This window comes from Billgrantia aerodenitrificans (assembly GCF_021404405.1).
Taxonomy (GTDB): domain Bacteria; phylum Pseudomonadota; class Gammaproteobacteria; order Pseudomonadales; family Halomonadaceae; genus Halomonas; species Halomonas aerodenitrificans.
Genome location: NZ_JABFTV010000006.1, coordinates 258,612 through 284,092, shown reverse-complemented (window position 1 = coordinate 284,092; position 25,481 = coordinate 258,612). Strand labels below are relative to the sequence as shown.

The following is a 25,481-nucleotide window of genomic DNA, read 5'->3' as shown; positions in this document are numbered from 1 at the left end:
GACAGGCTTTCCGGCTTTGTAACACTTAATTCAACCTAGAAAAATTGTCCGGGGAGTGATGCTAAGCGGCGAAGCTCATGGCAAATGAAGAGAGAGGTAGTCTGGGGAAGAAACATAACAAGACCCGTCGTTACGAAAACCATCATTCCGTAGTCATGGCTTCGCTGCGGCTCTGTTAGGCTGCCCCGCTTCAAGCCTTCATACCGCCGCTCTCGTGCCACGAGTGCGAGCAGAGTATCTCTGCGGGAGGGATACAAGCCATGGCCGCCGAGACCGTCGACGATCTCGCAAGAGCGCTGCGTCAGTGCCGGCCGACCCTGATGTGGGTGCTCGGCTTCAGTCTTTTCGTCAATGCCCTGATGCTGGTGCCGGCGCTCTACATGCTCCAGGTGTACGATCGTGTCATTACCACCGGCAGCCGTGAGACGCTGCTGCTGCTTACCCTGGTCGTCCTGTTCCTGATGGCGGTCATGGGCTTTCTCGATGTGGTGCGCTCACGCCTGCTGGTGCGTATCGGCAACCGCCTCGATGCTCGGCTGGGGGCGCGCTTGCACCAAGCCGTATTCGCCCGGCAACTTGCCGGCGAGGGGCGTACCTCGGTGCAGCCGCTTGATGACTTGCGCACGCTGCGCCAGTTCGTTTCCGGCAATGCGCTCTTCGCCTTCTTCGATGCCCCCTGGGTTCCGCTCTATCTGACCCTGCTGTTTCTCTTCGACCCCTGGCTCGGCGTTTTCGCCAGCCTGGCAGGGCTGGTGCTGCTCGGCCTGACGCTGACCAATGAAAAGCTGACCCGGGGGCTCATGCAGGATGCGGGAGAGCGCTATCGCGAGGCGCGCGAGCAGGTCGCGGAGAGCCTGAACGGCGCCGAAGTCGCCCGCTCGCTGGGCATGCTGCCGACGCTGCGGCAGCGCTGGCTGGCCAGACATCGGGCCGCCCTCGTCCTGCAGTCTCGCGCGAGCGACCGGGCCAGCGGCCTGATCCAGCTCGCCAGGACCCTGCGCCTGACATTCCAGTCGTTGATCCTCGGTCTGGGGGCGCTGCTGGTGCTCGAGGGGCGTATCACGCCGGGCGTCATGATCGCCGCTTCCATCGTTCTGGCCCGCGCCCTGGCGCCCATCGACGGCATGATCGGCGGCATGATCGGCGGCTGGCGGGGGTTGGTGAGCGCCCGCGACGCTTATCGGCGGTTGGCGACGCTGCTCAGGGAAATGCCCGCCGAACGGCAGCGCCTGGCACTGCCCGCCCCCCGCGGAGAGGTGACGGTAGAGTCGGCCACGCTGCTGGTGCCGGGGTCCGACCGGGCCGTACTCGACGACATCGCCTTTCGCGTCGAACCCGGCGAACACGTCGGCATCGTCGGGCCGAGCGCGGCCGGCAAGAGCAGCCTGGCCCGTCTGCTGGCCGGCGCCCAGGCGCCGGCGAGGGGGGCGATACGCCTCGATGGGGCCAGCTTCGAGCAGTGGGACCGCGCCGCCTTGGGGCCTTTCCTGGGCTATCTACCCCAGGAGATCGAGCTTTTCGACGGCACGGTGAGTGACAACATCGCCCGCTTCGATGAGCCATGCCCCGAGCGGGTGGTCGAGGCAGCGCGCAAGGCCGGCGTGCACGACATGATCCTGCGTCTGCCGGCGGGCTATGAGACCCGACTCGGCCGTTCCGGCGTGGTGCTGTCGCGCGGTCAGCGTCAACGGGTGGCCCTGGCCCGGGCCCTGTATGGCGACCCGGTGCTGGTGGTGCTCGACGAGCCCAACGCCAATCTCGACGATACCGGTGAGCGCGCGCTGATGGCGGCGCTGGAACGCCTCAAGCGGGATGGCGTCACCCTGTTCGTGATCACCCATCGGCGCAGCGTACTGGCAAGCGTCGATACGCTGCTGGTGCTCGACGAGGGGCATCTGCGTCTGCAGGGAGCCCGTGAAGAGGTGCTGGCCCGGCTGGAGGCCTCCGCGAGCAGGCGCGAAGCCTCGGCACGACCGTCGAGCCGGCCCGCGCCGCCCCGGCGTACAACGCACGAGGCGGGCACATGATCTATCCGCAGCAACCGGCGCCACCTGCCGCGGCCACGCCGGCCCCGCCCGTCGATCCGCGCCCCTGGCAGCGCATCGGCCTGCTGGTGTTGATGATTGCCTTCGGCGGCTTCGGTGGCTGGGCGGTGGCAGCCAATCTGGCGGTGGGGGTCGTGGCGTCGGGCAAGGTAACGGCGGCTTCATTCACGCGCTCGGTGCAGCACTACGAAGGCGGTATCGTCAGCGAGATCCGGGTAGCCGATGGCGACCGAGTCGAGGCGGGCGAGGTTCTGGTGGTGCTCGACGATACCCGGGCGCGTTCGCAGCTTCAGCTGGCACGCAACCAGTATCTGCTCAACCGGGCCAGTGAAGTGCGGCTGTCGGCCGAGCTGGCCGAGCGCGAGACGCTGACGTTTCCTGCCGAGCTGCGCAACAGTCAGTCGCGTCGTGTCCGCGAAGCGCTGGCGGTGCAGCAGGGGCTGTTCTTCGCCCGCCGGCAGACGCTCGACGGCACCCTGGCCACCCTCGAGCAGCAGGCCCATCAGTATCGCGAGCAGCGCGATGGTCTGGAAGCGCTGATCAAGGTCAGCCGGCAGCGAAGCGCCTCGTTGGACGAGGAGGCGGAGGACCTGCGCAGCCTGTTCGAGCGTGGCCACGGCGATCGGCAGCGTCTGCGTGAGCTGGAGCGTGATCTTCTCGAGCTGCAAGGGGAGACGGCTCAGCAGGAGTCGAATGCCGCGAGCATCGACGCGCAGATCAGCGAGAACCGTCTGCAGCGGCAGATACTGCGCCAGGAGTTCCTGCAGGAGACCGGCGAGCAACTGCGGGACGTGCAGGCGCAGATTGCCGACGCCGAGGAGCGCATCACCGCGCTCGAGGACGAAGTGCGGCGCACTGCCGTGCGAGCGCCGGTAGCGGGCAGCGTCGTCGACCTGCGCCTACGCAGCAGCGGCGCGGTGATCGATCCGGGCGATGCGGTACTGGACATCGTGCCGGTGGACGAAGGGTTCGTGGTCGAGGCGCGCGTGCCGGTCCACGAGATCGACAGCCTGCATCCCGGGCAGGCGGCGCGCATCCGCTTCACTGCCTTCGACCAGCGCTCGAGCCGTGCCGTCGAAGGCGAGCTCGTCCATCTCTCCGCCGACAGCCTGGTGGACGAGACCACGGGCAGCGACTATTACCTGGCGCGCATCGCCGTGGACGAGACGCGGCTGCACGAGGAGATGCGGCTGGTGGCGGGCATGCCGGCCGAGGTGATGATCCATACCGGCGAGCGTACCTTCGCCAGCTACCTGCTAGAGCCGTTCAGCGACGTCCTGGCCCGGGCCATGCGCGGCTAGCCGTTCGGCTGCGTTGACGTGAGGTGGCGCGCTATCGGCTAGGCTGAGGCAAACGAGCTTGGAGAACCACGATGAACAAGGTACCCGCCGCCTATCAGGCGACCCGAGGCTCCGTCCTCGACGTCGACAGAACGTTCTATTCGCGGCTGACCGACCCAACGGCCCGGGAGCGCGTCGACTCGCTGGTGGTGCCGATTCGCGAGGGGCGGGCGTGGCAGGTGCCTGCAGGGCACGTGATGCGGCTCACGACCCTGGAGGGGCCGCAGGTCGGTGACCTCAACCTGTGGAACCGGCACAACCCGCGAGAACGTTTCTGGGCCTCGCGCACCCGTCAGCTACAGCGTGCCCACGTTTCCACCTTCGATCGGCTATGGTCGACGCTGCCCTATCTGCGCCCCATGGCCACGATCATCGATGACAGCCTGGCGGGCTATGGCGTCGACGGTAGCGGCATGGACGAACAGGGCGGACGTATTCACGATCTGCTGGGAACTCGCTGTGACCCCTACGTCAATCGCCTGCTCACCGGCGATGACTTCGATCATCACTGCCACTCCAACCTGGTACGCGCCGTGCTGCCGCATGGCCTCACCGAGTTCGACGTGCACGACGTGCTCAACGTGTTCCAGTGCACCGGCCTCAACGAAGACGACCAGTATTTCATGAAGGCCTGTCCGGCGCGGCAGGGCGATTACCTGGAGCTGTTTGCCGAGATCGACCTGCTGTGCGCGCTGTCCTGCTGCCCGGGTGGCGATCTCTCGGTGGAACTGTGGGGGCCGAATGCCGGCGATCCGCTGCTGACCTGTCACCCCATCGGGGTCGAGGTGTTCTCTCTCGCGCCTGAACTGCTGACCGGTTGGCAGCCACCGGTGCCCTCGCCCTATGCCGGTGGGCATGGCCTCACGGGCCCCGCCGTCGACTGGGGAGAGGAGAAACGGCGGCGTGCCGATCGCTGAGGCTCGTGCGCAAGGCGCTGAGGGCTTTTTTACCGCGAGCTAAGGGCTCACTCGGCGACGCAGCTGCGATCCCGTCCGCTGCGCTTGGCCTGGAGCAGGGCCTGGTCGGCGCGTAGCAGGGTATGGTTGAGCAGATCCTCGCCGTCGCGGTATTCGCTCAGCCCCGCGCTGGCGGTGATCGAGAGCCGGCTGTCACCCACCTGGACCGCCTGCTCGGCCAAGCGCTGGCGCAAGCGATCGACGATGGTACTGGCCTCGGAGAGGCCGGTATCGGCCAGCAGCAGCAGGAACTCCTCACCGCCCCAGCGTACACACAGGTCGTAATCGCGCAGCTCCTGACGGATGGTCTGGGCGATGGACACCAGTACCAGGTCGCCGGCTTCGTGTCCGTGCCGGTCGTTGATCTGCTTGAAGTGGTCGATATCGAGCATCACCAGGGTGTAACGCTTGCGCTCGTCCAGCTTGGGTAGCCGCTCGTCGATCAAGCGCCGATTGGGTAGACCGGTCAGAAGATCGTGAGTCGAGGCCTCACGCAGGGCGCTGTTGCGTTCGTGCATGAGCCGCTGGTAGCCGTCGGAAATGCGCGATAGCTTTTCCTGTCGGTGCAGCGACTTCTGGTAGCGGCGCTGGGCCTTGCGTTCGTCCTCGCGCACGTAACGCTGGTATCCATCGGCGATCGTCACCAGTCGTTCCAACCGCTGTTTCTCGGCGCGGTGAAATGCATGCAGGCGCGCCAGGGCCGGGCGCAGCGGGCTATCGGCATGCGCGGGGTCGTTCAGTAGCGCCTCGACCTGCGCCATCAGCTCGGTTTCCTCGCGGGTCATTCCGGGGCCTGCGCAGGAGTGATGGCGAATGCGAAGGTGCAGTCCTCGCGGAACTCCTCGGCGAGTTCGGCAATGCGCTCGTTGCGTGGATCGTAGAGCCAGGTGACCTGGATGCCGCGTCCTTCCTGGTGTGCTTCTTCCAGCAGATCGAAGATATCCATCATGGCCTTGACCGAACTGGTGTTGAGATAGACCAACGCCAGCTCCAGCGTCAGTGGGCGTGACTCCTCCTCGAGGAAGCGCTTGACCCAGTCGATCACCTGATCGAACAGTTCGAAGGAGTTCTCCGGGTAGGAGTCGCCTTGCATGGTGAGTAGGCCGGCCTGCCAGTCGCTGATGATGGTAGGCGTGGACTGGCTGCCGGGGATGTTGAGGTCGTTGGTCATTACTAGCACTCGGCTGATCAGATCACGGCGGTGAGGCTGAAGAAGCCTCTTCCGTCGGGCAGTGGCTCGAGAGAGGCCCGCATTGGCTCGCTCGACTTGCGTGCGATGTCCAGGAGTCCCAGGCCAGCGCCGGAGCTTACGTTGCCACGCGGCATGCGCAGCTGCTTCTTGTAGGCCTGTTTCAGCTCCAGCTTGTCGAGCTTGGCAAGCGACTCGATGGTGCGGAGCAGTGCTTCGCCGTCGATGTATTCCACCAGATTGCCGGCGGAAACCAGGTAATGGCCCTGGGCATCCTTGGCTACCGCCACCGTGGCCGAAGCGGCCTCCTCATCGTAGCCAAGGCGCATGGCATAGTGCCGGATGTTCTGGGTCATTTCGATGTAAGCGGCGAAGACGTCCATGGCATCCGTCGGAGTGGCCTGCTGGGAGTTCAGGTAGTTGCGCAAAGCGTTACCGATCTCCTCGATCAGGCTACGTGAGATCGGGCCATTGAAGCACAGCATGATGCGCTGCTCGAGATAGCTTTCGCGCATGCTCAACAGGTTCATCACACATTCTCCTGTGATGTGGCGCCTGCCATGGCAGGGAGCGGAGTGGTTGGGTCGCTGCCGGGCGGACGGTCCTGCTCGGTGAAGCGGAAGCTCAACAAGGTGATGTCGTCGCGCTGTGGCAGATTACCCTGGTAGTCGCGCAGCGCCTGTTCGAAGGCCTTCATCTGTTCCGGCAGGGAGCGCTGGGCGTGCTGCCTGAGCAGTGCCTCGAAGCGCGAGTTGCCGAAGCCGAAGCCTTCGCTGCCGCCGGCCTGGTCGAAGAAGCCATCGGTGCACAGCGAATAGGTCCAGCCAGGGCGAAGGTCGACGGTCTGGTTGCGATATTCGATCCGGCGCTTGTGGCCCAGCGGTCGCCGGTCGCCCTGAAGGTGCGTCAGTGCCGTGCCGTCGCTAGTGTAAAGGCCGATCTTGGCCCCGGCGAAGGTGACCTTGCGTGAATCCAGATCCACCCAGGCCAGGCCGATATCCATGTTGGTGGCAACGGAGGCGGGGAGCTCCTCGGCACGCAGCACTTCGCGGCTCTGACGATCGGTTTCGTTGAGGATCGCCGCTGGATCCTCGTGCCCGAGCTTGAGGATGGCATGGTCGAGAATGGCTCTGGCCAGCATGGTCATGAGCGAGCCGGGAACGCCATGGCCGGCGCAGTCCACGACACCGAACAGGTAGCCGCCCTGGCCGGGGCGGAACAGGTAGAAGTCACCGCCCACCGTGTCTCGTGGCTTCCACAACACGCCATGATGATGCTCGAGATGCAGCTCGAGCTGTTGGTCGGGCAGGATGGCGCGCTGAATGAAGCTGGCGTAGTCGATGGAGTCGTTGAGCTTCTTCTGGGTGGCGGCCATCTCGGCGTTGGCCAGTTCGAGCTCCCGGGTACGCTCCTGAACCTTCTCTTCCAGCTCGCGGGTATGACGCTGCACCTGGTTGGCCATGTGCGAGAAGGCCTGTGACAGCTCACCGATTTCGTCGCGACGCGAGGTCGGCAGCGGTGAGTCGTAGTGACCGGCGGCGATCGCCTGGGCCGACTGCTTGAAACGACTCAGAGGCGCCAGTATCAGTCGCTCGGTGGCCAGGGCGATGACCGTGAGCAGAACCCCCAGGATCAGCGCGGCGGCAATCAACAGCGGCCAAAGCCAGCGCTGATCGAGAATGTTGGCCACGCTCATGTCCAGCGCGGTGATCAGGTACCAGTCCAGTTCGGGAATGTAGCCCACCGAGAGCAGGCGCTCGCGTCCTTCGAGGGTGGCCCATAGGGTCTGGATCACCTCAGGGGAGCCGTTGGCCGCCAACATGGCTGCGGTCAGCGTGGCCCGCTGCTCGTCGCTGCCGAGCAGGACATGGATGGTACGCTCACCGTCGACGTCTCCCGCTCCCGAGCCGAGGGCGATTCGCTCAAGTGACGGGTGGGCCTGCAGCGCGCCCTGGCGGTCGACGATCATTGGCGTCACCCCTTCCGCCTCATCGCGAATGAAGGCATTGAGGAAGTCGCCGAGTTCGAAACCGGTACCGGCCAGGCCCAGCAAGGCACCGTCCTCGCGAACCTGAACGTTGAGCCAGACTTTGGTCACGTCGAGCTCATGGTCGACGTTGACGTTGAGGTTATAAGGCTCTTGGCTCCGAGTGATCTGGAAGTACCAGGCATCGTTGGCTTGGGCGCCATCCAGACGGTAACGCGGGGTCGGCATGGCGTTTCCGGCATCGGTGGCGTCGATGTAGTAGTAGTCACCGCTGGCGTCGACGATCACGAAGTAGGAGCGGTCGGCAAAGTCCTGGCGAAACCCCTCGGCCTCTTCGAAGAAACGCGCCTGAAGCCGCGGATCTCTTTCATCGTTCAGCCACTGCCGCAGCGCCAGGTTGTCGGCGAAGCGCTGGGCCAGGGCCAGCTCTCGCGATATCGGCGCATGAATCTTCTGCATATGCAGCAGGGTTAATTCTCGGCATAAGCGTTGGCGAAATGACGGCGTACGTCGTCGACCGCCTTCCAGCCCAGCAGAACGGCGGGAATCAAGGCAAGAAGACAGGCAAGAAGCAGGGTCGCGATCGACTTGCCACGTAGCCCCCATCGTGCGGCCATGGTATTGGGAATCCCTGCGCTGGCGAGACTGATGGGCGTCAGCCTCGAGGTGTGATGTTTTTCAGCTAAAAATGCCACAAGCCCGGGCGCAAAGCGAGAGGATGACAAAGATAAAAAATGCCCGGCTCTGCGGGCCGGGCATTGCAGTCACTCAGCGACGCATAGTTGTCTAGGAGGCCGGACGTGCCACCAGCGAACGGGTCTCCTCGCGTGCTTCGATCAGCGCCACGCGGATCACGTCGCCGAGCTTGTAGCGCTCTTCGCCCTCGACCTGGATGCGACCTTCCTTGTCGTCGATGACCACCTTGTCGCGATCGCTGTGCAGCATCGGAGCGGGTACGAAGGCGGTGGCACCGTTGGCAGTGAGACGCACGCGCATCCCGCCGCGGGTGATGCCGAAGATCTCCGCTTCGAAGTCTTGCTGCTCCTTGGCCGCAGGCGTCAGATAGCGCACGTAGAGCCAGTCCTTGACGTCGCGCTCGGCCATGCGGTTGAGCTTGCGGCGTTCGGTGAGCTGCTCGGTCAGCGCCTGGGTCGCCTCGGCCGGGGCCTGCTCGCCCTTGAGCACGCGCTTGATCAACCGGTGATTGACCATGTCGCCGTACTTGCGAATCGGCGAGGTCCAGGTGGCGTAGGCGTTCAGCCCCAGGCCGAAATGCGGGCCGGGGCGGGCCGACATGCTGGTGAAGCCCTGGAAGCGGCGCAGGCGGGCGTCGAGCCAGGCGTCGTCGCGGCTCTCCAGTGCGCGCTTGAGCTCCTTGTAGCGCGGCAGCTCGGAGAGCGCCTCGAGCTCGACCTCGATCTGCTGCGCGGTGAGGAACTCATGGGCGGCCTGGGCCTTCTCGGGGTCGAAAGCGCGATGCACGTTGAAGATACCGTGACCGATGTGCTCGGCGAGAAAGTGGGCGCAGCAGGCGTTGGCCGCGATCATCGACTCCTCGATCATGCGGTTGGCGATGCGCCGTTGCTCGATGCGCACGTCGAGCACGTTGCCGGCCGGATCCAGGTCGAACACGTAGTCGGGGCGATCCTTGAACACCAGCGCATGTTCGGTGCGCCAGGCACTGCGCGCCTCGGTCAGCTCGCGCAGCGCTTGCAGCTGGCCGGCGATCTCCTCGGCCGGCGTCCATTCGCCCTGGCCTTCGAGCCAGTCGGAGATGCGGTCGTAGACCAACTTGGCCCGGGAGCGTACGCGGGCAGCAAAGAAGCGGTAGTCGCCGAGGCTGCCGTCGGCTTCCACATTCAGCGTGCACGCCAGCACCGGCCGCTCTTCGCCTTCGCGCAGCGAGAAGAGGTCGTCGGCCAACTGCTCGGGCAGCATGGTGACGTTCTGGCCCGGCAGGTAGACGGTGAAGGCGCGCGTGCGGGCCTCCAGGTCGGCGGCATGCCCCTCCTCCACGTAGGCGGTGGGGTCGGCGATAGCCACCGTCAGACGCCAGCCGCCTTCATCCCGCGGTTCGATGCGCAGGGCATCGTCCATGTCGCGGGTCTTCTCGCTATCAATGGTGAAGAAAGGCTCGGCGGTAAGATCCTCGCGCTCGAGTCCCTCGTCACGCAGCGGCCAGTCGTTGCCGGCTTCGGGGCACTCCTGCTCCAGCGCGTGACGCGCCAGGGTCACCCGCCACGGCACGGCAGGGTCGTCGGCCTTGGCCACCAGCTCGTCGATTTGCGTAAAGAACACGCGATCGTCGGGCTTGAGCGGATGGCGCACCAGCCGCGCCACGACCCAGTCGGCATCGCCGATGCTGGCCTCGTCGAGGCTGTTCTTGATGCGCGCCTTGAGCACGTTGTTGATCGAAGGGTGGTCGGGCACCACGGCCAGGCGGCCCTCACGCTTCTGCACGCGAGCGATGAAGCGGCTCAGGCCCGCTTCGAGGAGCGTGTCGGGCTCGACGGAGGTCTTGTCGCCATTCTCGTGAATCACGGCCTGGACGCGGTCGCCATGCAGCACCTGCTTCATGGCAGGCGGCGGCACGAAGTAGGACTGGCCGTCGTCGGTTTCGAGAAAGCCGAAGCCCTTGTCGGTGGCCTTGATGACCCCCTCGGCGCGCGGCGTGGTCTCACGAATCTGTTGCTTGAGCTGGGCGAGCAGCGGGTTGTTCTGCAGCATGATCACGAACGTGTGGCGGGATAGGAGGGCCACTATACGGATTCCCGCAGCCGGCGCCAAACGTTGCTGGGCCGGTCACGACAAAACAATCGCTTGGCGCGGCAGGGCAGAAATGCCTCGTATGCTGGGCAAGCCTCGTCGGCTGCGTTAGCCTCTAGCGGGTATTCGAAGGAATGGACGCCATGACACCTCACCTGATCGTCTCCGACCTCGATGGCACCCTGCTCGACGCCAACCACGACCTGCATCCCGAAACCGTCGAGACCCTGCGCCTGCTGTCCGGGCAGGGGCATCATCTGGCCTTCGCCTCAGGGCGCCATTTCCGCGACATGCTGGCCTTCCGCGAACGGTTGGGCGTGCCGCTCCACGTGATCAGCACCAATGGGGCCTACCTGCATGGGCCGGAAGGCGACCTGCTGGCTTCGCGCCATCTCGAGGCGGAGCTGGCCCGTGAGCTGATCGCCTTGGAGCGCCACGACAGCGTGCGCCTCAACCTCTATCTGGAACACGAATGGCTGATCGACGCCCCTGAGCCGCGCCTGCTGGCCTACCACGCTCATACCGGCTTCGGTTACCGGGTAGTGGAGCCATCGAGCCTGGATGGTGAAGGGGTGGGCAAGGTGCTCTACATCGGCGATCCCGAGCGGCTGGCCGGGCTCGAGGCCCAGGTTCGCTCGAGTCACGGGGAGCGCTTGCACGTCACCTATTCCACGGTCAATTCGCTGGAGATCATGGCCGGTGGCGTCAACAAGGGCACGGCGCTCAAGGCGTTGCTGGCTACCCTCGACATCGATAGCGAGCGCTGTCTGGCCTTCGGCGACAACCTCAACGATACCGAGATGCTCCGTCTTGCCGGCGAAGCCCACGTGATGGCCAACGCGCATCCCACGCTGTTCGAACGGGTGCCCGTGGCTCGCCGGATCGGCCATCACGCCGAAAGCGCCGTGGCCCGGCATCTGCGGGAGCGCTTTTCGCTCTAGGATCAAGCGGGAGCGAGCGTTGCGACGTTGGTCTAGGCCCCCTTGCCGTGCCACGAGTGCATGCCCATCATCGATGCCATAACGACAACGATTCACGGCTTTGCCTACCCCAGGCATCGCCCCTGCCATCGGAAGACGATGACCACAACGCCCGCCACTCTGATCGTGGTCGACGACGACCCCGAAATACGCGAACTGCTGGTCGACTATCTCGGACGTCACGGCTATCGCGCCCTGGCTGCCGAGGATGCCAAGGCGCTGCACGGCCTGTTGACGAGCGAAACCCCCGATCTGCTGATCGTCGACATCATGCTGCCCGGCGACGACGGTTTCACCATCTGCCGCGACATTCGCCGCGACAGCGACGTGCCGATCATCATGCTCACTGCCAGCGCCGACGAGACCGACCGCATTCTCGGCCTGGAGCTGGGCGCCGACGACTATCTGGGCAAGCCGTTCAACCCGCGCGAACTGCTGGCGCGTATCAAGGCGGTGCTGCGGCGTGCCCGCGGCGGTTCGCCAGCCGATCCGGCCCGTGCCCGGCTGGTAGCCTTCGGGGCCTGGCGGCTCGACCGCATGACTCGCGAACTGATCGACGAGCGCGACGAGCGCACGCCGCTCTCGGGGGCCGATTTCCAGCTGCTGCAGGTGTTTCTCGAGCGTCCCGAGCAGGTCCTCTCGCGGGAGGCGCTGTATGAGCTGACCCGCGGGCGTCCGGCACCGCCGCTGGATCGCTCCATCGACGTGCACGTCTGCCGGCTGCGTCAGCGCCTCGGCGAGGATGCCCACTATCATCAGATGATTCGTACCGTGCGCGGTGCGGGCTACGTCTTCACCGCCCGGGTCGAAGCGCTGACGTGAACGAGGAACTGCGCCGCCATTGGCAGCGTCGCCTGGCGCGCCTGCTGCCGCGAACCCTGCGCGGACGCTTCGTGCTGATCATGCTGGTCGGCGTGCTCAGCGCTCAGTTGGCCAGCTACGCCGTGTGGACCTCTCAGGTGCGCTCCAGCCAGCTCGAGCAGCTCGACGAGCTGTCGCGCAACGTCGCCTTCAGCGTGGCCTCGACCATGCGCTTCTTCCGTTCGCTGCCCTTCGAGTATCGTCATATCGTGCTCGATCAGCTGCGCAACATGGGCGGCACGCGCTTCTTCGTCAGCGTCAACGAGCGGCGCATCCCGGTCGAGGACATCGGCTCAGGGCCGGAAAAACGCCTGGTCGTGGACAACTTTCGTGAGATCCTCACCGCCGAGCTGAACATCGACGATGTACTGGTGGAGTTCTCCCGGGCCGAGACCCTGCGCGTCTACAACAACGAGGTGCTACTGCACGACCTGCCGCCGCGCTGGGGCCAGCACAGTCTGCTGATGGAACCGCTGTCGCCGCCAATCCTGGTGGTGCAGATGGAGCTCGGCCCCGACACCTGGCTCTACGTGGCCACGCTGCTGCCAGTGCCCGACCTGTTCAATGAACACGGCTGGCTGTCGGGCGAACGACTGCTGGCGAGCCTGATGGTCCTACTCACGGTGATCGGCCTGGCCCTGCTCGGGATTCGCAGCGTGACCCGACCGCTGGCACGGCTGTCGCGAGCGGCGCGCCAGCTTGGCGACGACCTCGATGCGCCGCCGCTGCGCGAGAGCGGGCCGCGTGAGGTGGCGGCCACAGCGGCGGCGTTCAATCGCATGCAGGAGCGCATTCGCGATCAGGTCGACGAGCGCGAGCGGCTGTTCTCGGCCATCTCCCATGATCTCAAGACACCCATCACCCGGCTGCGCCTGCGGGCCGAGATGCTCGACGATCCGGTACAGCGCGAGCGTTTCTGCGCCTCGCTCGACGAGCTCGATCTGCTGGTGAAGGGGGCGCTGGCCTCGGTGAAGGGCTTCGACCTGCACGAGGAGGTGACCGAGGTGGAGCCCGGTGAACTGCTGGCCGAGCTGGCCGACGAGCTGACGCTGCAGGGTGGGGTGGTGACGCTGCACGGTCATGCCGCTCCGCTGCCGGTGAAGCCGCTGGCCTTCAAGCGCTGCCTGGCGAATCTGCTGGAGAATGCGGTGTTCTACGGTCGGCGTGCCGAGGTGACGCTGGTCGACTCGCCGCAGCGTCTGACCATCGTCATCCGCGACCACGGTCCGGGCATTCCCGAGGCGCAGCACGAGCGGGTATTCGCTCCCTTCGTGCGTCTCGAACCCTCACGCAGCCGCAACACCGGCGGTAGCGGTCTGGGGCTGGGTATCGCCCGGCACATCGCCCGCGCCACGGGCGGTGACATTGCGCTGTCCAACCATCCCGAAGGCGGGCTGGTGGTTACGCTCTCGCTACCGCGTCCGCAGGATGTTACGCCGCTGTAATAGGGCTGCAATGCTTTGCAGGACTAGGTAACCCCAGTCACACCCGCTCTCGGTTAACGTTACTGGCATGCCGGCCATCACCGGTCTCGATAACAGTTTCAATAACTGTTCAATAACAACAGCAGGAGCATGCCGATGACCCTTCTCGAGAATCCCTTGCGCAAGACGGCCCTGGCCCTGGCCACCGCGGCAGCAACGTCACTGACGTTCAGCGTTCAGGCCGCCGAGGTGGAGGTCCTTCACTGGTGGACCTCGGGCGGCGAGGCCCGTGCGGCCAACGTACTCAAGGAGCTGATGGAAGCCGAAGGCTACGGCTGGGAAGACTTTGCCGTGGCCGGTGGCGGCGGCGAAACGGCCATGACCGTACTCAAGTCGCGGGCCATGTCCGGCAATCCGCCGTCGGCTGCCCAGATCAAGGGGCCGGAGATTCAGGAGTGGGGTGAGTTGGGCCTGCTCGGCGAGCTCGACGAGGTGGCCGAGGCCGAAGGTTGGGACGAGCTGCTGCCGCCCACGGTGGCCGACGTCATGCGTCACAACGGCAGCTATGTGGCGGTGCCGGTCAACGTGCACCGGGTCAACTGGCTGTGGGCCAACCCCCAAGTGCTCGAAGCCGCCGGCGTGGAGATGCCCACCACCCTCGACGAACTGTTCGAGGCCGGTGAGGCGATCCGTGAGGCGGGCTTCATCCCGCTGGCCCACGGCGGCCAGGCATGGCAGGACGCCACCGTGTTCGAGAGCGTGCTGCTGGCAAGCGGCGGTACCGAGTTCTACCAGCAGGCGCTGGTCGAGCTCGACCCCGAAGCGCTGGGCAGCGAGCGGATGATCGAGGCGCTGGAGACCTTCAAGCGTCTGCGTGAGCTGATGGACGCCGACATGTCTGGCCGCGACTGGAACATCGCCACCTCCATGGTGATCGAGGGCAGCGCCGGCATGCAGCTGATGGGTGACTGGGCCAAGGGCGAGTTCACCGCCGCCGGGCTCACCGCCGGCGAGGAGTATCTCTGCGCCGCGGCGCCGGGTACCCAGGATGCCTTCACCTTCAACATCGACAGCCTGGCCATGTTCCGTGTCGAAGGAGCGGAGCGCGAAGCGCAGCAGGCCCTGGCGCGTCTGGTGCTGGAACCGACCTTCCAGGAGGCCTTCAATCTGGCCAAGGGCTCGATCCCCGCCCGGCCCGATCTCGACATGAGCGAGTTCGATCAGTGTGCCCAGCAGTCAATGGACGACTTCCAGCGCACCGCCGAGGAGGGCGGCCTGGTTCCCAGCATGGCCCACGGCATGGCGGTACGTGCCGACGTCCAGGGCGCCATCTTCGACGTGGTGACCAACTACTTCAACTCGCGTGACATGGCCGCCGAAGAAGCCGCTCGTCGGATGGTCAACGCCGCCCAGGCCGCGCTCTGACCGTAGCCAACCGATAGGGCGAACCTGCAATCCAGGTTCGCCCTGGTGGTACGCCGCTCAAGCCCGAGGTCTCCCGTTATGTCCCTGTCAAGTTCGGCGGCACGCCCGACCGCCGGTTCCACTGCCCGACGCAGCCACTCAGGCCTGCTCCAGGCCTGGCTGCCCAAGCTGGTGTTGGCACCCTCTGCCGCCATCTCGCTGTTCTTCGTCTATGGCTTCATGCTGTGGACCTTCGTTCTCTCGCTGACCAACTCGCGCATGCTGCCCAGCTACGAGTTCGTCGGTTTCGCCCAGTACGCGCGGCTGATGGCCAACGACCGCTGGTGGGTGGCTTCCACCAACCTGGTGGTGTTCGGCGGTCTGTTCGTGGCCATCTGCCTGGCACTGGGGCTGGTGCTCGCCATCCTGCTCGACCAGCGCATTCGCCAGGAGGGCGCGCTGCGTACGATCTATCTCTATCCCATGGCGCTATCGTTCATCGTCACCGGCGTGGTGTGGAAGTGGCTGCTCAACCCCGGTCTCGGCATCCAGGCCATGGTGCGCAGTTGGGGCTTCGAGAATTTCCGCTTCGACTGGCTGGTCGACCCGGACATGGCCGTCTACACCCTGGTGATCGCCGCGGTGTGGCAGGCTTCCGGCTTCGTCATGGCGCTGTTTCTCGCCGGGCTGCGCGGCATCGACGACAGCATCCTCAAGGCCGCCCAGCTCGATGGCGCCAGCCTGCCGCGCATCTACTGGCGGGTGGTGATTCCCTGTCTGCGTCCGGTGGTGTTCAGCGCGGTGATGATCCTTTCGCACATCGCCATCAAGAGCTTCGACCTGGTGGTGGCGCTCACCGGCGGCGGGCCCGGCTACGCCTCCGATCTGCCGGCCACCTTCATGTACGCCCATGCCTTCACCCGGGCACAGATCGGTCTGGGCTCGGCCAGCGCCATGCTGATGCTGGGCGGCGTGCTGGCGATCCTGATTCCCTATCTCTACTCGGAATTGAGGAGCCGCCGTCATGGATAATGTCATTCGTCGCCGCACTCCGGGCGCGCGGCTCGGTCGGGCCATGCTCTACGCCGTGCTGCTGCTGGCCGCGCTGTTCTATCTGCTGCCGCTGGCGGTGATGCTGATCACCTCGGTCAAGCCGCTGGCCGAGATCACCCCCGGCACGCTGCTCTCGCTGCCCCGGGAGCCGACCCTGGCACCCTGGGCCAAGGCCTGGGGTGAGGCCTGTACCGGCATGCGCTGCGAAGGCATCGGGGTCTACTTCTTCAACTCGATTGCCATCGTGGTGCCCGCGGTATTGATCTCCACCGCCATCGGCGCGCTCAATGGCTACGCCCTGACCAAGTGGCGCTTCAAGGGCTCGGAGCTGCTCTTCGCGCTGATGCTGTTCGGCTGCTTCATCCCGTTTCAGGTGGTGCTGCTGCCCATGGCGCAGACGCTGGGCTGGCTGGGGCTGTCGAGTTCGCGGGCGGGGCTGATCCTGGTCCACGTGATCTTCGGTATCGCCTTCACCACGCTGTTCTTCCGCAATTTCTACGTGGCAGTACCCACCGAGCTGGTCTCGGCGGCAAAGCTCGACGGCGCCGGCTTCTTTCGCATCTTCTGGCGCATCCTGCTGCCCGTATCGGCGCCGATCATCGTGGTCTCGGTGATCTGGCAGTTCACTCAGATCTGGAACGATTTCCTGTTCGGCGTGGCCTTCTCGGCCCACAACACCCAGCCGGTCACGGTGGCGCTCAACAATCTGGTCAACACCTCCACCGGGGCGCGCGAGTACAACGTCGACATGGCGGCGGCAATGATCGCCGCGCTGCCCACGCTGATCGTCTACGTACTGGCGGGAAAGTATTTCGTCCGTGGGCTGACGGCAGGCTCGGTCAAGGGCTGAGGCCCTCTGTACCACCGAACAACGAGAGGTTTTCGACATGGCAGCGCTTGAAATCAACAACGTGTGCAAGGACTTCGGCAGCGAGCAGGTACTCAAGGACGTCAGCCTGGCGATCGACTCGGGAGAGTTTCTGATCCTGGTGGGGCCTTCGGGCTGCGGCAAGTCGACCCTGATGAACGCCATTGCCGGGCTCGAGCCGGTCACCACCGGAGAGATCCGTATCGCCGGCGAGAACGTCACCTGGCAGACCCCGGCGGAGCGCGACATCGCTATGGTGTTCCAGTCCTATGCGCTCTATCCGAGCATGACCGTGCGGCAGAACATCAGCTTCGGCCTGGAGATGCGCAAGGTGCCCAAGGCCGAGCGCGAGGCGGCGGTGGAGCGGGTCGCCGAGCTGTTGCAGATCGCGCATCTGCTCGAGCGCAAGCCTTCGCAGCTCTCCGGCGGCCAGCGCCAGCGGGTCGCCATGGGCCGCGCGCTGGCCCGGGAGCCCAAGGTCTATCTGTTCGACGAGCCGCTCTCCAACCTGGATGCCAAGCTGCGCGTGGACATGCGCACCGAGATCAAGAAGCTGCACCAGCGCCTGGGCACCACCATCGTTTACGTCACCCACGACCAGATCGAGGCGATGACGCTGGCCGACTGCATCGCGGTGATGCGCGACGGCCGCATTCTCCAGCTCGGCTCGCCCGACGAGGTCTACAACGATCCGGTGGACCTGTTCGTCGCCGGTTTCATGGGCTCGCCGTCGATGAACTTCATCAGCGCCACGCTGATGGGGGGAAGCGGGGCATACCGGCTGCGCGTGGAGACCCCGGAAGAAGAGACGCTGGAGCTGCCCTGGCCGCGGGAGCGTGAAACGCCGGCATTGGCTGGGAAGGTCGGCGAGCGCGTGATCCTCGGGCTGCGCCCCGAGCACTTCACCGAAGACGATGCACGACTCAGCGAGTATGACGAGGGGGTGGCACTCACGCCGCACATCACGGTGGTGGAACCCACCGGGGCGGACATCCTGCTGCAGCTGAAGCTGGGGGATGGTGAGGCCACCGCCCGGGTCGGGCCCAAGTGCCGGGTGAAGGCGGGCGAGCGGCTGACCCTGCGCATCGATATGGGCCGTGCAGTCATGTTCGACCGCGAGACGGAAAAGCGCCTGGCCTGAGCCGCCTGTGCCATTAAAGAGACAGGCCGCCTGCCTGACAGGCGGCCTGTGTGCGTTACGGCTTCAGCGTACGGTGATCACCGTGCACTCGGCCACATGGCTGACCTTGTGCGACACGCTGCCCACCACCAGCCCGCGCAGGTCGCTCAGGCCACGACTGCCCATGACGATGGCTTCGACACCGCGACGGCGCGCCTCGCTGACGATGGTGCGTGCCGGGTCGCCCTGACCGACGACGGTCTCCACCTGAGACACGCCATTGGCGCGCGCGGCTTCGGCCGCCTTCTCGACGACCTGCCGGCCGATGTCTTCCCGCTCCGGGCGGGAGGCCTCGATGGCGATGGCACCGATGCCCCAGACCAGCGTCGTCTCGTGGGAGAGCTCCTCGGGGATATGCAGGAGGTGCAGGGCGGCGTTGGCCTGATTGGCCAATAGACAGGCGACGTCGAGCGCTTTCTTGGCGCCTTCGGAGCCATCGACGGGAACCAGGATCGATTTGAACATGGCGGTTTCCTTATGTTGTTGGTCTGTCCATATTCAGAGCCTAGACCCTTGGGCAGCGAGTGTCATGACCCGGATCAAGGGAGAGTCGGATCCCGTCATCATTCCTGCTTTTCCAGCCGCCTCAACTGCTGCCAGAGTTCGCTGCGTAGATCGGCCATGCGCGGCGCCTCACCTTGGCCGAATACCAGCGGCCGGGTCAGGCGCTGGGTGCGCAGGCCGAGGCGGGCAGTGAGCAACCCCACCCCCATGCCCTGGCCGGCCCGCGCCGAGAGGCGCCCGGCCAGATTGAGCGAGAGCAGCTCCACCCCCGCATCGCTGGCCATCTCGGTGGCCCCGGCAAAGGCCATGTTGTAGAGCACGTTGCGCAGTAGGCGCAGGCGGCTGGCATAGCCCAACTCCAGCCCGTAGAGGCGGCAGATCCGGTCGATCATCGCCAGGTTGCGCCACGCCACCAGAAACATGTCGACTAGCGTCAGTGGGCTGACCGCCACCATCACCGCTGTTTCGCCGGACATGCGCGAGATCATACGCCGGGCCTGGCGGTCGCGGGGGGCGAGCAGATAGTGGGCCAGCAACTGCTGAATTTCCGCGCCGCCGTGGTGCGGCTCTCGGGCGGCAAGATAGGCCTGCCAGTGGGGATGGTCGTCATCCAGCCCGAGCTGCTGCTTGAGTGTCTTGGCCAGGCTCGACGCCTCGGTAGCGTCGGCTTCGGGCAGCCGGGCCAGACGGCTACGCAGGGCGTCGTGGCGTTTCAGCCGACGCAGCCGCCACGCTTCGCGCAGCAGCGCCCCGGCCCCCAGGGCGATGGCAGCGAGCCCCAGCAGATGCCAACCGCCGCTGAGCCAGTCGCCGCCTAGCAGGGCCTGCGGCAGGCGCAAGGCCAGTTCGACGCTGCCCAGTACGATGCCGCCGCCGAGCAGCGTCAGCAGGCCCCAGCGGCGCTTGCGCGGGCGGCCGAGGCTGGCCTCCAGGTCGCGCTCGGCGCGGCTGACGGGGGCTTCTTCTAACGGCTGCGTGGGCAGTTGGCTGTCGAAGTCGAGCCGCGCCCGTGGCGTCTCCGGGCTAGGCGTCGCCGGCTCGTCAAGGGTGAAACGGCGAGCCGGACGCGGGTCGTTCTCCGTAGGCTCGTGACGACGATCGCTCATTGCAGCTTGTCTCCGATCAACCAGTCCAGGGCGGCATCGAGCCGGATGTGTGGCAGGGCACCGCCCTCCCGCGGGGCGGGGCGAAAGGCGCGGAAGTCGAACCCCTGGCGGGCCCAGAACCCGGCCTCGGGCAGCTTCGCCGGCACCTCGCCGGGAAACACCAGCACCTCTTCTCCCGCCAGGGTGGTACCGCGCAGCGCCGGGCTGCGCTCGTTCTTGTGACTCACCTCATGCGCTTCGGTGGCGCGTATTGCCGCCAGCGACAGCGCCTTGACCGGCACGTTGGCGTAGCGCAGGTCCTGCAGCGGCTCGGCCAACAGGGCCTCGAGCAATGTGGTCAGGTTGGCGTGCTGCTCCGGGGTGACGTGGTCGGCCTTGGTGGCGGCAATGGCCAGCTTGTCGATACGCGGCGAGAACAGCCGCGAGAGCAGGCTGCGCTTGCCGTAATCGAAGCTCTGCATCAGCGTGGCCAGCGCCTGGGAGAGATCCTCGAAGCGCTCCGGACCGGCATTCAGCGCACCGAGCACGTCCACCAGCACGATCTGGCGGTCGAAGCGACGGAAATGGTCGCGATAGAAGGGCCTCACGATGTGCTGCTGGTAGTGGTGAAAACGCGCGGCGAGGGTGGCGTAGACGCTTTCCGGCGGCAGTTTGGCAAGCGCTGCATCGTCGGCATCCGCCAGCGCCGGCAGGGGGAAGAACTGCAGCACCGGGGCGCCTTCCAGGTCGCCCGGCAGCAGAAAGCGGCCCGGCTGCAGGTTGGCGAAGCCCGCCTCGCGGGCGGCCTGCAGGCTCTGGGCGTAGAGCGTGGCGACTTCAGCCAGTTCGGCCTCGTTGGCCTCGGCGGTGGGGTCGAGCTCGGCGGCGACGCGCTCCCACTCGGCCAGCAGGGTGCGGCGCTGTTCGCCGGCGCCGGCCAGCATGGCGCGGCTCCAGCTCAGATAGTCGTGACCCAGCAGCGGCAGGTCGAGCAGCCACTCGCCGGGGTAGTCGAACAGATCGAGATTGAGCTCGGCGGTCTCGGCGCGCAGCAGGCCCCGGCGTGCCGGGCGATAGCGGATCGAAAGGCGCAGCTCGCTGATACCGCGGGTGGGCTCGGGCCAGCGTGGCGGCTCGGCATCCAGCGCCGCCATGGCCTGGTCGTAGGGAAAGCGCGGCACGCCGAGGTCGGGCTGGCTGACCCGGCGCGCCCCCAGCAGCCGCCCTTCGCGGGCGGCCGGCATCAGGTCGAGCCGCGCCTCGAGGCCGGCATGACGCAGCTGGTTGACCAGCGAGGTGAGAAAGGCGGTCTTGCCCGAGCGCGAAAGCCCGGTGACCGCCAGCCGCAGCTGGCGGTCGCGGCCGCGCTCGATCAGATTGGTCAGCTCCCGGGTGAGCGACTGGCGCATTGGCGAGGAATCCCTTCACAGCAGTGTCAGCCGCTAATGTGAGGGTCTTGGCGGCGTCTGGCAAGGCGTTGCCAGCCGAGCAGCACGATGGGAATCAGCGACAGTGGCACCAGCAGGGCGTTGAGCAGCGCCCAGCCGAGCTGGTTGACCAGCGGCCCGGCCAGCAGCGCGGTGACGGCCACGGTTGAGAAGACCAGGAACTCGTTGGCAGCCTGGGTACGGGCCTTCTCCACCGGCCGGTATGTCTCGGTGAGCAGCCCGGTGGCGGGCAGGAAGGTGAAGTTCCAGCCCAGCCCGAGCAGGATCAAGGCGAAATGGAAGCCCGCCACGCCGGCCTCGACCTGGGCGGCCAGGCCGCTTGCCGCCAGCAGCACGCAGCCGGCGGCGATCATGCGCGGTGCGCCGAAGCGAGCGGTCAGGTGCCCGGTGAAGAACGAGGGCAGAAACATCGCCACCACGTGCCACTGGATCGTGGTGGCGACGTGGTCGAAGTGGTGGCCGGCGCCGGCCATGGCCAGCGGCGTGGCGGTCATCGCCAGGTTCATCACGCCGTAGCCGATCAGCGCCGAGAGCACCGCCACCACGAACACCGGCTGGCGCAGGATCTCGCCGAGCGGCCGCGGCTGACCGTCGCCGTGGGTCTTCTCGGCCGGCGGCAGCCGGGTCGCCAGCAATACCAGCAGGGCCACCAGATAGAGCACACCCAGGCCGATGAAGCTGCCAAGGAACGGCGTGACGGCCGCTTCGCGACTGATGCGGGCCAGCCACGGGCCGAAGAAGGCGGCCAGCACGCCGCCGCCCATGACCAGGCCGATGGCGCGGTCGCGCAGGGCCAACGGCGCCGCCTCTACTGCGGCGAAGCGGTAGAGCTGACCGAAGCCGATACCGATGCCGAGCAACCAGGTGCCCAGCATGAACGGCAAGAAGGCCTCGGCCACCAGCGCCTGGGCGGCGACGACCACACCGGCCAGCCCCATCAGGTTACCCAGCAGGAAGCCGCGTTTGCGCCCCAGGCGCGCCATGATCAGCGAGGCGGGGATGGTGGCACACATCAGCCCTAGCCACTGGGTGGCGACCGGCGCCGTGGACCAGGCCGGATCGGGAGCGAGTCGTGCGCCGATCAGCGGCGAGACCGCGATCAGCAGAATGTTACCGCTTACCAGCAGGGCCTGGCACAGCGACAGCAGCATGACGTTGAAGGGCATGTTGGCCTCCTGAGGCGTTCATCCATCGTTCGAGAGGGAAGGTGTGGCGGCTGTCGTTGTAGCGTCTGTCGATGTAACAGTTGGGCCCTTGGGGCCGAAGCGCTGGTAGTAGAGGCTGGGCGAAATGCCGTAATGGCGCTGGAACAGGCGTCTCAGCTGCTCTGCGCCGCCCAGTCGCCACTGCCGTGCCAGTGGTTCCAGCGGCGGCGACCGCTCGCTGGCCACCAGCGCCAGGCGGGCCTGCTCCAGGCGCAAACGGGTCAGGTAGGCACCGGGCGTGGTGGCGAGCTGCTGACGGAACAGGCGCGACAGGTGGCGCGGCGTGACCCCGATCGACTCGGCCAGCCCATCCAGGCGGTGGGGCGCGCCGGGGTCGGCGTGGAGGCGGTCGAGCAGCTTTCGCAGCGCCCCCTGGGCGCGGTTCTGGCTGCGCAACACTTCACTGAACTGCGACTGCCCGCCGGGGCGGCGCAAAAACAGTACCAGCTCGCGGGCGACCTGGCCGGCCAGGGCACTGCCGTGGTCCGCTTCGAGCAGCGACAGGGCCAGGTCGATGCCGGCGGTGACCCCGGCGCTGGTGAAGCGCCCGGCCGACTCGACGTAGAGGGCATCGGGTACCACTTGAACCGTGGGATGCTCGTGGGCCAACTGGGCGCAGTGCCGCCAGTGAGTGGTGGCCTGGTGGCCGTCCAGCAGGCCGGCGTCGGCCAGCAGAAAGGCGCCGGTACAGATCGAGCCCAGCCGGCGAACCTGGCGTGCCTGATCGCGCAGTGTGGCGAGCAGCACCGGGCGCTGACGCTGGCTGACGATACCGCGACCGCCGGCCACGAGTAGCGTGTCCAGCGGGCCGAGTGAGGCAAGATCGCTCCAGGCCGTGTCGGCCAGCAGTGGCAAGCCGCCGTTGGTCGACACGCTGCCCGGAGCATCGGCGGCCAGATGCAAACGATAGAGCTCACGGCCGCTCAGATCGTTGGCCGAGGCGAAGACCTGCCAGGGGCCGCTGACATCGAGCAACTGGCAATCGGGGTAGGCGAGGATAACGAGGGTACGCGGCATGGCAAACTCTCATGACGAGACGTGTTGCCAGTTTCCGTTGATGGCTGGATGTCTGCAACGACCGATATCCCACCGATTGGGACATCGGTCAGTCGCTTCACTGGACCAGTAGCCCCTGAATCCAGATCGGCGTAGTGGCGACCACGAAGCCTAGCCCAGCCAGGGTGTAACCGGGCCAGCGCGTCTGCCGATACTTCCCCCGGCGCTGGGCCAGGGTCAGCCCGGCGATACAGATCACCAGGCCGATGAGGTTGAAGACGAAGGTGAACATGCCGAGCATGGGCGTCATGGTATCTCCCGAAGCGAACGGAGGGTGAAATAAACGCGACCGAGGCTCATGATATCAAGAGTATGAAACCTGAGGACACGACATGAGCGAGAGCCTGCCCGGCCGCGACGCGGTAATTGCCTTCTGGTTCGAGGAGCTCGAACCTGCCCATTGGTTTCGTAAGGACGAAGCGCTCGACGGTACGATACGTGAGCGCTTCAGCGCGCTGCACGGCGCCGCCGCGGCCGGTGAGCTGTGGCACTGGCGCGATACGCCGCAAGGACGGCTGGCCGAGATCCTGGTACTCGATCAGTTCTCACGTAACCTCTATCGCGACGATCCTCGAGCTTTCGCCCAGGATGCCATGGCGCTGGTGCTGGCCCAGGAGGCCGTGGCCCACGGGCTGGACGGTGGGCTCGACGTGACGTGGCGCAGCTTTCTCTACATGCCCTACATGCACAGCGAGTCGCTCAAGGTGCACGACGAGGCAGTGCGCCTGTTCGACCAGCCGGGGCTGGAAGACAACCTGCGTTTCGAACATCTGCACCGGGATATCCTGCTGCGCTTCGGCCGCTACCCGCACCGCAACGCCATCCTCGGCCGTGAGTCGAGCGCCGATGAGCTGGCGTTTCTCGAGCAGCCCGGCTCGTCATTCTAAGCTACGCTTTGCAGGGAAGCTGCGCTCAGGCACCATTATTAGCCCCTCTGGGGACAGGACCGACCAAAAGGAGAGGAGAGACGACATGGGACTTATTGCCTGGCTGGTCATCGGCGGGCTGGCGGGTTGGATCGCCGGTAACATCATGCGCGGTGGCGGATTCGGCATCCTGCCCAACATCGGCGTGGGCATCGTGGGAGCCGTGATCGGTGGCTTCCTGTTTCGTCTGCTGGGGCTTCAGGCCGGCGGCTTCATTGGCTCGCTGGTCACGGCGACGGTGGGGGCCGTAGTGCTGCTGTGGATCATCTCCAAGGTACGGCAGGCATAGCCACCTAGGGTCGTGCCAAATGAGACAGGGATCGACTCGGCCCGGGCAACTGCCCGGGCCGAGTCGTATGGAGCCGGGCGCTCTGCTAGAAGGTGTAGCTTACGCCGATGACGGCCACCGGGTAGACCGGCCATTTCTCTGCATCGTTCTCAAGCCGTTGCTCCTCCTGGCGAATCGCTTGGCGCAGTTGGGGTGCTCCTGGCTCGTCCGTGTCCTCATACCTGGTCGAAGTCCTCAGCGAGACGTCCGGATCGGTGGGAATCACACCGACTTCGGCAAACACGCCAAAGCCACTGCGGTGCGCCTGGCGCCAGCCTACGCCCGCGTAGGGCTGTATACCATCGGCGAGGGTTACCGTGCCATGCAGGTTGCCGAGGAGATCGGTCGGGAATTCTTGGTAGACCTCATTGCGCGGCCGCCCCACGACGTCGGCCTCGATATCCGGCAGCATGAGGCCGGCGCTGAGGAAGAATCCTCCAGCAAAGGGGTAGTAGTCCAGCGTCAGCTTGCCGGCCGCCAGATTGACGTCGCCGTCGTAGTCGACGTCGCTGGTGCTGTAGTCGGTGCTCCAGTCCAGGCCGCCGGTGTAGCGCGCAGAGATCCCCAGACGGTCGCTGAATCGCCACGCCACGTCGGCGCCCACACCGGTGCTGCCGGCAACCGCCCCCAGCGTTATCCGGTTGTTCTCCTGGGCCTGGGCGTGAGTCGTACCGAGCAGGCACAGAGTGGCTATCACGCTGGTGGCCGTCATCCTTTTCATCGATTCAATCCTCATTCCTGCCATCGTTTGCGGTCCTGCGCCGCCTCGTTCAGTTACCCAGTATCGGCCGGAGTGGGTGACGGCTTGAAGCGATTAATGTTTTCTTTTGTTGCCATAGTCTATGGCGATTGGCGGCCAGCAGGGGTGGAACTACC

The 25,481-nt window shown here is 66.0% G+C and carries 25 protein-coding genes; 12 read left to right on the top strand and 13 right to left on the bottom strand.

What is annotated here, in order from left to right; translation table 11 throughout:
* The first annotated feature begins 260 nt into the window (after window positions 1-260).
* The 3 genes from HOP59_RS13365 (at window position 261) to HOP59_RS13355 (ending at window position 4,302) form a co-directional block, all read left to right on the top strand.
* A complete protein-coding gene (locus HOP59_RS13365; RefSeq protein WP_234254256.1) occupies window positions 261-2,027 on the top strand; it encodes a type I secretion system permease/ATPase in 1,767 nt (588 codons plus the stop codon).
* Complete coding sequence (locus HOP59_RS13360; protein WP_234254255.1) at window positions 2,024-3,346, top strand: HlyD family type I secretion periplasmic adaptor subunit; 1,323 nt, start codon at window positions 2,024-2,026, stop codon at window positions 3,344-3,346. Before HOP59_RS13365 ends, HOP59_RS13360 begins: the two co-directional genes overlap by 4 nt.
* 71 nt (window positions 3,347-3,417) lie before the next feature.
* Window positions 3,418-4,302: an urea carboxylase-associated family protein gene (locus HOP59_RS13355; RefSeq protein ID WP_234254254.1), complete on the top strand. Its 885-nt coding sequence runs from the start codon at window positions 3,418-3,420 to the stop codon at window positions 4,300-4,302.
* Window positions 4,303-4,349: 47 nt separating this feature from the next.
* Here HOP59_RS13355 and siaD read toward each other — a convergent pair whose 3' ends face one another.
* The 6 genes from siaD to HOP59_RS13325 form a co-directional block, all read right to left on the bottom strand.
* Complete coding sequence (siaD, locus tag HOP59_RS13350; protein ID WP_010627764.1) at window positions 4,350-5,126, bottom strand: biofilm regulation diguanylate cyclase SiaD; 777 nt, start codon at window positions 5,124-5,126, stop codon at window positions 4,350-4,352.
* Window positions 5,123-5,512 (bottom strand): biofilm regulation phosphoprotein SiaC, encoded by a 390-nt coding sequence (gene siaC / locus HOP59_RS13345; protein WP_010627765.1) that lies wholly within the window; start codon window positions 5,510-5,512, stop codon window positions 5,123-5,125. Before siaC ends, siaD begins: the two co-directional genes overlap by 4 nt.
* A gap of 17 nt (window positions 5,513-5,529) precedes the next feature.
* On the bottom strand, window positions 5,530-6,060 hold the full coding sequence (siaB, locus tag HOP59_RS13340) for a biofilm regulation protein kinase SiaB (protein ID WP_234254253.1): 531 nt from the start codon (window positions 6,058-6,060) through the stop codon (window positions 5,530-5,532).
* Window positions 6,060-7,976, bottom strand: coding sequence for a biofilm regulation protein phosphatase SiaA (siaA, locus tag HOP59_RS13335; protein WP_234254252.1), 1,917 nt, complete (start codon window positions 7,974-7,976; stop codon window positions 6,060-6,062). The genes siaB and siaA overlap by 1 nt, the downstream gene beginning before the upstream one ends.
* Window positions 7,977-7,987: 11 nt before the next feature.
* Entirely contained in the window at window positions 7,988-8,134 is a 147-nt protein-coding gene (locus HOP59_RS13330; RefSeq protein ID WP_234254251.1) for a hypothetical protein, read from the bottom strand.
* A gap of 169 nt (window positions 8,135-8,303) precedes the next feature.
* Window positions 8,304-10,244, bottom strand: coding sequence for an exoribonuclease II (locus HOP59_RS13325; RefSeq protein ID WP_234254299.1), 1,941 nt, complete (start codon window positions 10,242-10,244; stop codon window positions 8,304-8,306).
* Window positions 10,245-10,426: 182 nt separating this feature from the next.
* Here HOP59_RS13325 and HOP59_RS13320 point away from each other — a divergent pair, with 182 nt between their 5' ends.
* From HOP59_RS13320 to HOP59_RS13290, 7 genes are all read left to right on the top strand, one after another.
* Window positions 10,427-11,224: a Cof-type HAD-IIB family hydrolase gene (locus HOP59_RS13320; RefSeq protein ID WP_234254250.1), complete on the top strand. Its 798-nt coding sequence runs from the start codon at window positions 10,427-10,429 to the stop codon at window positions 11,222-11,224.
* 138 nt (window positions 11,225-11,362) lie between these two features.
* A complete protein-coding gene (locus HOP59_RS13315) occupies window positions 11,363-12,085 on the top strand; it encodes a response regulator (protein ID WP_234254249.1) in 723 nt (240 codons plus the stop codon).
* Window positions 12,082-13,569: an ATP-binding protein gene (locus HOP59_RS13310; RefSeq protein WP_422676479.1), complete on the top strand. Its 1,488-nt coding sequence runs from the start codon at window positions 12,082-12,084 to the stop codon at window positions 13,567-13,569. Before HOP59_RS13315 ends, HOP59_RS13310 begins: the two co-directional genes overlap by 4 nt.
* 135 nt (window positions 13,570-13,704) lie before the next feature.
* Entirely contained in the window at window positions 13,705-14,973 is a 1,269-nt protein-coding gene (locus HOP59_RS13305) for an ABC transporter substrate-binding protein (RefSeq protein WP_234254248.1), read from the top strand.
* Between the two features lie 78 nt (window positions 14,974-15,051).
* Window positions 15,052-15,984: a carbohydrate ABC transporter permease gene (locus HOP59_RS13300; RefSeq protein ID WP_086510782.1), complete on the top strand. Its 933-nt coding sequence runs from the start codon at window positions 15,052-15,054 to the stop codon at window positions 15,982-15,984.
* Complete coding sequence (locus tag HOP59_RS13295) at window positions 15,977-16,855, top strand: carbohydrate ABC transporter permease (protein WP_234254247.1); 879 nt, start codon at window positions 15,977-15,979, stop codon at window positions 16,853-16,855. Before HOP59_RS13300 ends, HOP59_RS13295 begins: the two co-directional genes overlap by 8 nt.
* A 37-nt stretch (window positions 16,856-16,892) precedes the next feature.
* Complete coding sequence (locus HOP59_RS13290; RefSeq protein ID WP_234254246.1) at window positions 16,893-18,014, top strand: ABC transporter ATP-binding protein; 1,122 nt, start codon at window positions 16,893-16,895, stop codon at window positions 18,012-18,014.
* A gap of 63 nt (window positions 18,015-18,077) precedes the next feature.
* Here HOP59_RS13290 and HOP59_RS13285 read toward each other — a convergent pair whose 3' ends face one another.
* The 6 genes from HOP59_RS13285 to HOP59_RS13260 all read right to left on the bottom strand — a co-directional run bounded on the left by HOP59_RS13285 (window position 18,078) and on the right by HOP59_RS13260 (window position 23,601).
* On the bottom strand, window positions 18,078-18,518 hold the full coding sequence (locus tag HOP59_RS13285; protein ID WP_234254245.1) for a universal stress protein: 441 nt from the start codon (window positions 18,516-18,518) through the stop codon (window positions 18,078-18,080).
* Between the two features lie 98 nt (window positions 18,519-18,616).
* The gene (locus tag HOP59_RS13280; protein ID WP_234254244.1) at window positions 18,617-19,663 is read right to left on the bottom strand and encodes a YcjF family protein; all 1,047 of its coding nucleotides are present in this window, start codon (window positions 19,661-19,663) and stop codon (window positions 18,617-18,619) included.
* On the bottom strand, window positions 19,660-21,051 hold the full coding sequence (locus HOP59_RS13275; RefSeq protein ID WP_234254243.1) for a YcjX family GTP-binding protein: 1,392 nt from the start codon (window positions 21,049-21,051) through the stop codon (window positions 19,660-19,662). The genes HOP59_RS13280 and HOP59_RS13275 overlap by 4 nt, the downstream gene beginning before the upstream one ends.
* A 26-nt stretch (window positions 21,052-21,077) precedes the next feature.
* Entirely contained in the window at window positions 21,078-22,256 is a 1,179-nt protein-coding gene (locus tag HOP59_RS13270; protein ID WP_234254242.1) for an MFS transporter, read from the bottom strand.
* Between the two features lie 18 nt (window positions 22,257-22,274).
* A complete protein-coding gene (locus HOP59_RS13265) occupies window positions 22,275-23,312 on the bottom strand; it encodes a GlxA family transcriptional regulator (RefSeq protein WP_234254241.1) in 1,038 nt (345 codons plus the stop codon).
* A 97-nt stretch (window positions 23,313-23,409) separates the two neighbouring features.
* A complete protein-coding gene (locus HOP59_RS13260) occupies window positions 23,410-23,601 on the bottom strand; it encodes a hypothetical protein (RefSeq protein ID WP_010627781.1) in 192 nt (63 codons plus the stop codon).
* Window positions 23,602-23,683: 82 nt separating this feature from the next.
* Here HOP59_RS13260 and HOP59_RS13255 point away from each other — a divergent pair, with 82 nt between their 5' ends.
* Both HOP59_RS13255 and HOP59_RS13250 read left to right on the top strand, forming a co-directional pair.
* On the top strand, window positions 23,684-24,238 hold the full coding sequence (locus HOP59_RS13255; protein WP_010627782.1) for a DUF924 family protein: 555 nt from the start codon (window positions 23,684-23,686) through the stop codon (window positions 24,236-24,238).
* Between the two features lie 85 nt (window positions 24,239-24,323).
* On the top strand, window positions 24,324-24,566 hold the full coding sequence (locus HOP59_RS13250; RefSeq protein WP_010627783.1) for a GlsB/YeaQ/YmgE family stress response membrane protein: 243 nt from the start codon (window positions 24,324-24,326) through the stop codon (window positions 24,564-24,566).
* Window positions 24,567-24,651: 85 nt separating this feature from the next.
* Here HOP59_RS13250 and HOP59_RS13245 read toward each other — a convergent pair whose 3' ends face one another.
* Complete coding sequence (locus HOP59_RS13245) at window positions 24,652-25,326, bottom strand: hypothetical protein (RefSeq protein ID WP_234254240.1); 675 nt, start codon at window positions 25,324-25,326, stop codon at window positions 24,652-24,654.
* Window positions 25,327-25,481: the final 155 nt, after the last annotated feature.

Bases quoted from the DNA above. Each gene is read 5' to 3' on its own strand.
- HOP59_RS13265 (WP_234254241.1), bottom strand. From the start codon at position 23,312: ATGCCGCGTACCCTCGTTATCCTCGCCTACCCCGATTGCCAGTTGCTC.
- HOP59_RS13260 (WP_010627781.1), bottom strand. From the start codon at position 23,601: ATGACGCCCATGCTCGGCATGTTCACCTTCGTCTTCAACCTCATCGGC.
- HOP59_RS13305 (WP_234254248.1), top strand. From the start codon at position 13,705: ATGACCCTTCTCGAGAATCCCTTGCGCAAGACGGCCCTGGCCCTGGCC.
- HOP59_RS13275 (WP_234254243.1), bottom strand. From the start codon at position 21,051: ATGCGCCAGTCGCTCACCCGGGAGCTGACCAATCTGATCGAGCGCGGC.
- HOP59_RS13330 (WP_234254251.1), bottom strand. From the start codon at position 8,134: ATGGCCGCACGATGGGGGCTACGTGGCAAGTCGATCGCGACCCTGCTT.
- HOP59_RS13285 (WP_234254245.1), bottom strand. From the start codon at position 18,518: ATGTTCAAATCGATCCTGGTTCCCGTCGATGGCTCCGAAGGCGCCAAG.
- HOP59_RS13250 (WP_010627783.1), top strand. From the start codon at position 24,324: ATGGGACTTATTGCCTGGCTGGTCATCGGCGGGCTGGCGGGTTGGATC.
- siaD (WP_010627764.1), bottom strand. From the start codon at position 5,126: ATGACCCGCGAGGAAACCGAGCTGATGGCGCAGGTCGAGGCGCTACTG.
- HOP59_RS13315 (WP_234254249.1), top strand. From the start codon at position 11,363: ATGACCACAACGCCCGCCACTCTGATCGTGGTCGACGACGACCCCGAA.
- HOP59_RS13270 (WP_234254242.1), bottom strand. From the start codon at position 22,256: ATGCCCTTCAACGTCATGCTGCTGTCGCTGTGCCAGGCCCTGCTGGTA.
- HOP59_RS13355 (WP_234254254.1), top strand. From the start codon at position 3,418: ATGAACAAGGTACCCGCCGCCTATCAGGCGACCCGAGGCTCCGTCCTC.
- HOP59_RS13280 (WP_234254244.1), bottom strand. From the start codon at position 19,663: ATGAGCGATCGTCGTCACGAGCCTACGGAGAACGACCCGCGTCCGGCT.
- HOP59_RS13360 (WP_234254255.1), top strand. From the start codon at position 2,024: ATGATCTATCCGCAGCAACCGGCGCCACCTGCCGCGGCCACGCCGGCC.
- siaC (WP_010627765.1), bottom strand. From the start codon at position 5,512: ATGACCAACGACCTCAACATCCCCGGCAGCCAGTCCACGCCTACCATC.
- HOP59_RS13365 (WP_234254256.1), top strand. From the start codon at position 261: ATGGCCGCCGAGACCGTCGACGATCTCGCAAGAGCGCTGCGTCAGTGC.
- HOP59_RS13295 (WP_234254247.1), top strand. From the start codon at position 15,977: ATGGATAATGTCATTCGTCGCCGCACTCCGGGCGCGCGGCTCGGTCGG.
- HOP59_RS13290 (WP_234254246.1), top strand. From the start codon at position 16,893: ATGGCAGCGCTTGAAATCAACAACGTGTGCAAGGACTTCGGCAGCGAG.
- HOP59_RS13320 (WP_234254250.1), top strand. From the start codon at position 10,427: ATGACACCTCACCTGATCGTCTCCGACCTCGATGGCACCCTGCTCGAC.
- HOP59_RS13300 (WP_086510782.1), top strand. From the start codon at position 15,052: ATGTCCCTGTCAAGTTCGGCGGCACGCCCGACCGCCGGTTCCACTGCC.
- HOP59_RS13325 (WP_234254299.1), bottom strand. From the start codon at position 10,244: ATGCTGCAGAACAACCCGCTGCTCGCCCAGCTCAAGCAACAGATTCGT.
- HOP59_RS13245 (WP_234254240.1), bottom strand. From the start codon at position 25,326: ATGAAAAGGATGACGGCCACCAGCGTGATAGCCACTCTGTGCCTGCTC.
- HOP59_RS13255 (WP_010627782.1), top strand. From the start codon at position 23,684: ATGAGCGAGAGCCTGCCCGGCCGCGACGCGGTAATTGCCTTCTGGTTC.
- siaA (WP_234254252.1), bottom strand. From the start codon at position 7,976: ATGCAGAAGATTCATGCGCCGATATCGCGAGAGCTGGCCCTGGCCCAG.
- siaB (WP_234254253.1), bottom strand. From the start codon at position 6,060: ATGAACCTGTTGAGCATGCGCGAAAGCTATCTCGAGCAGCGCATCATG.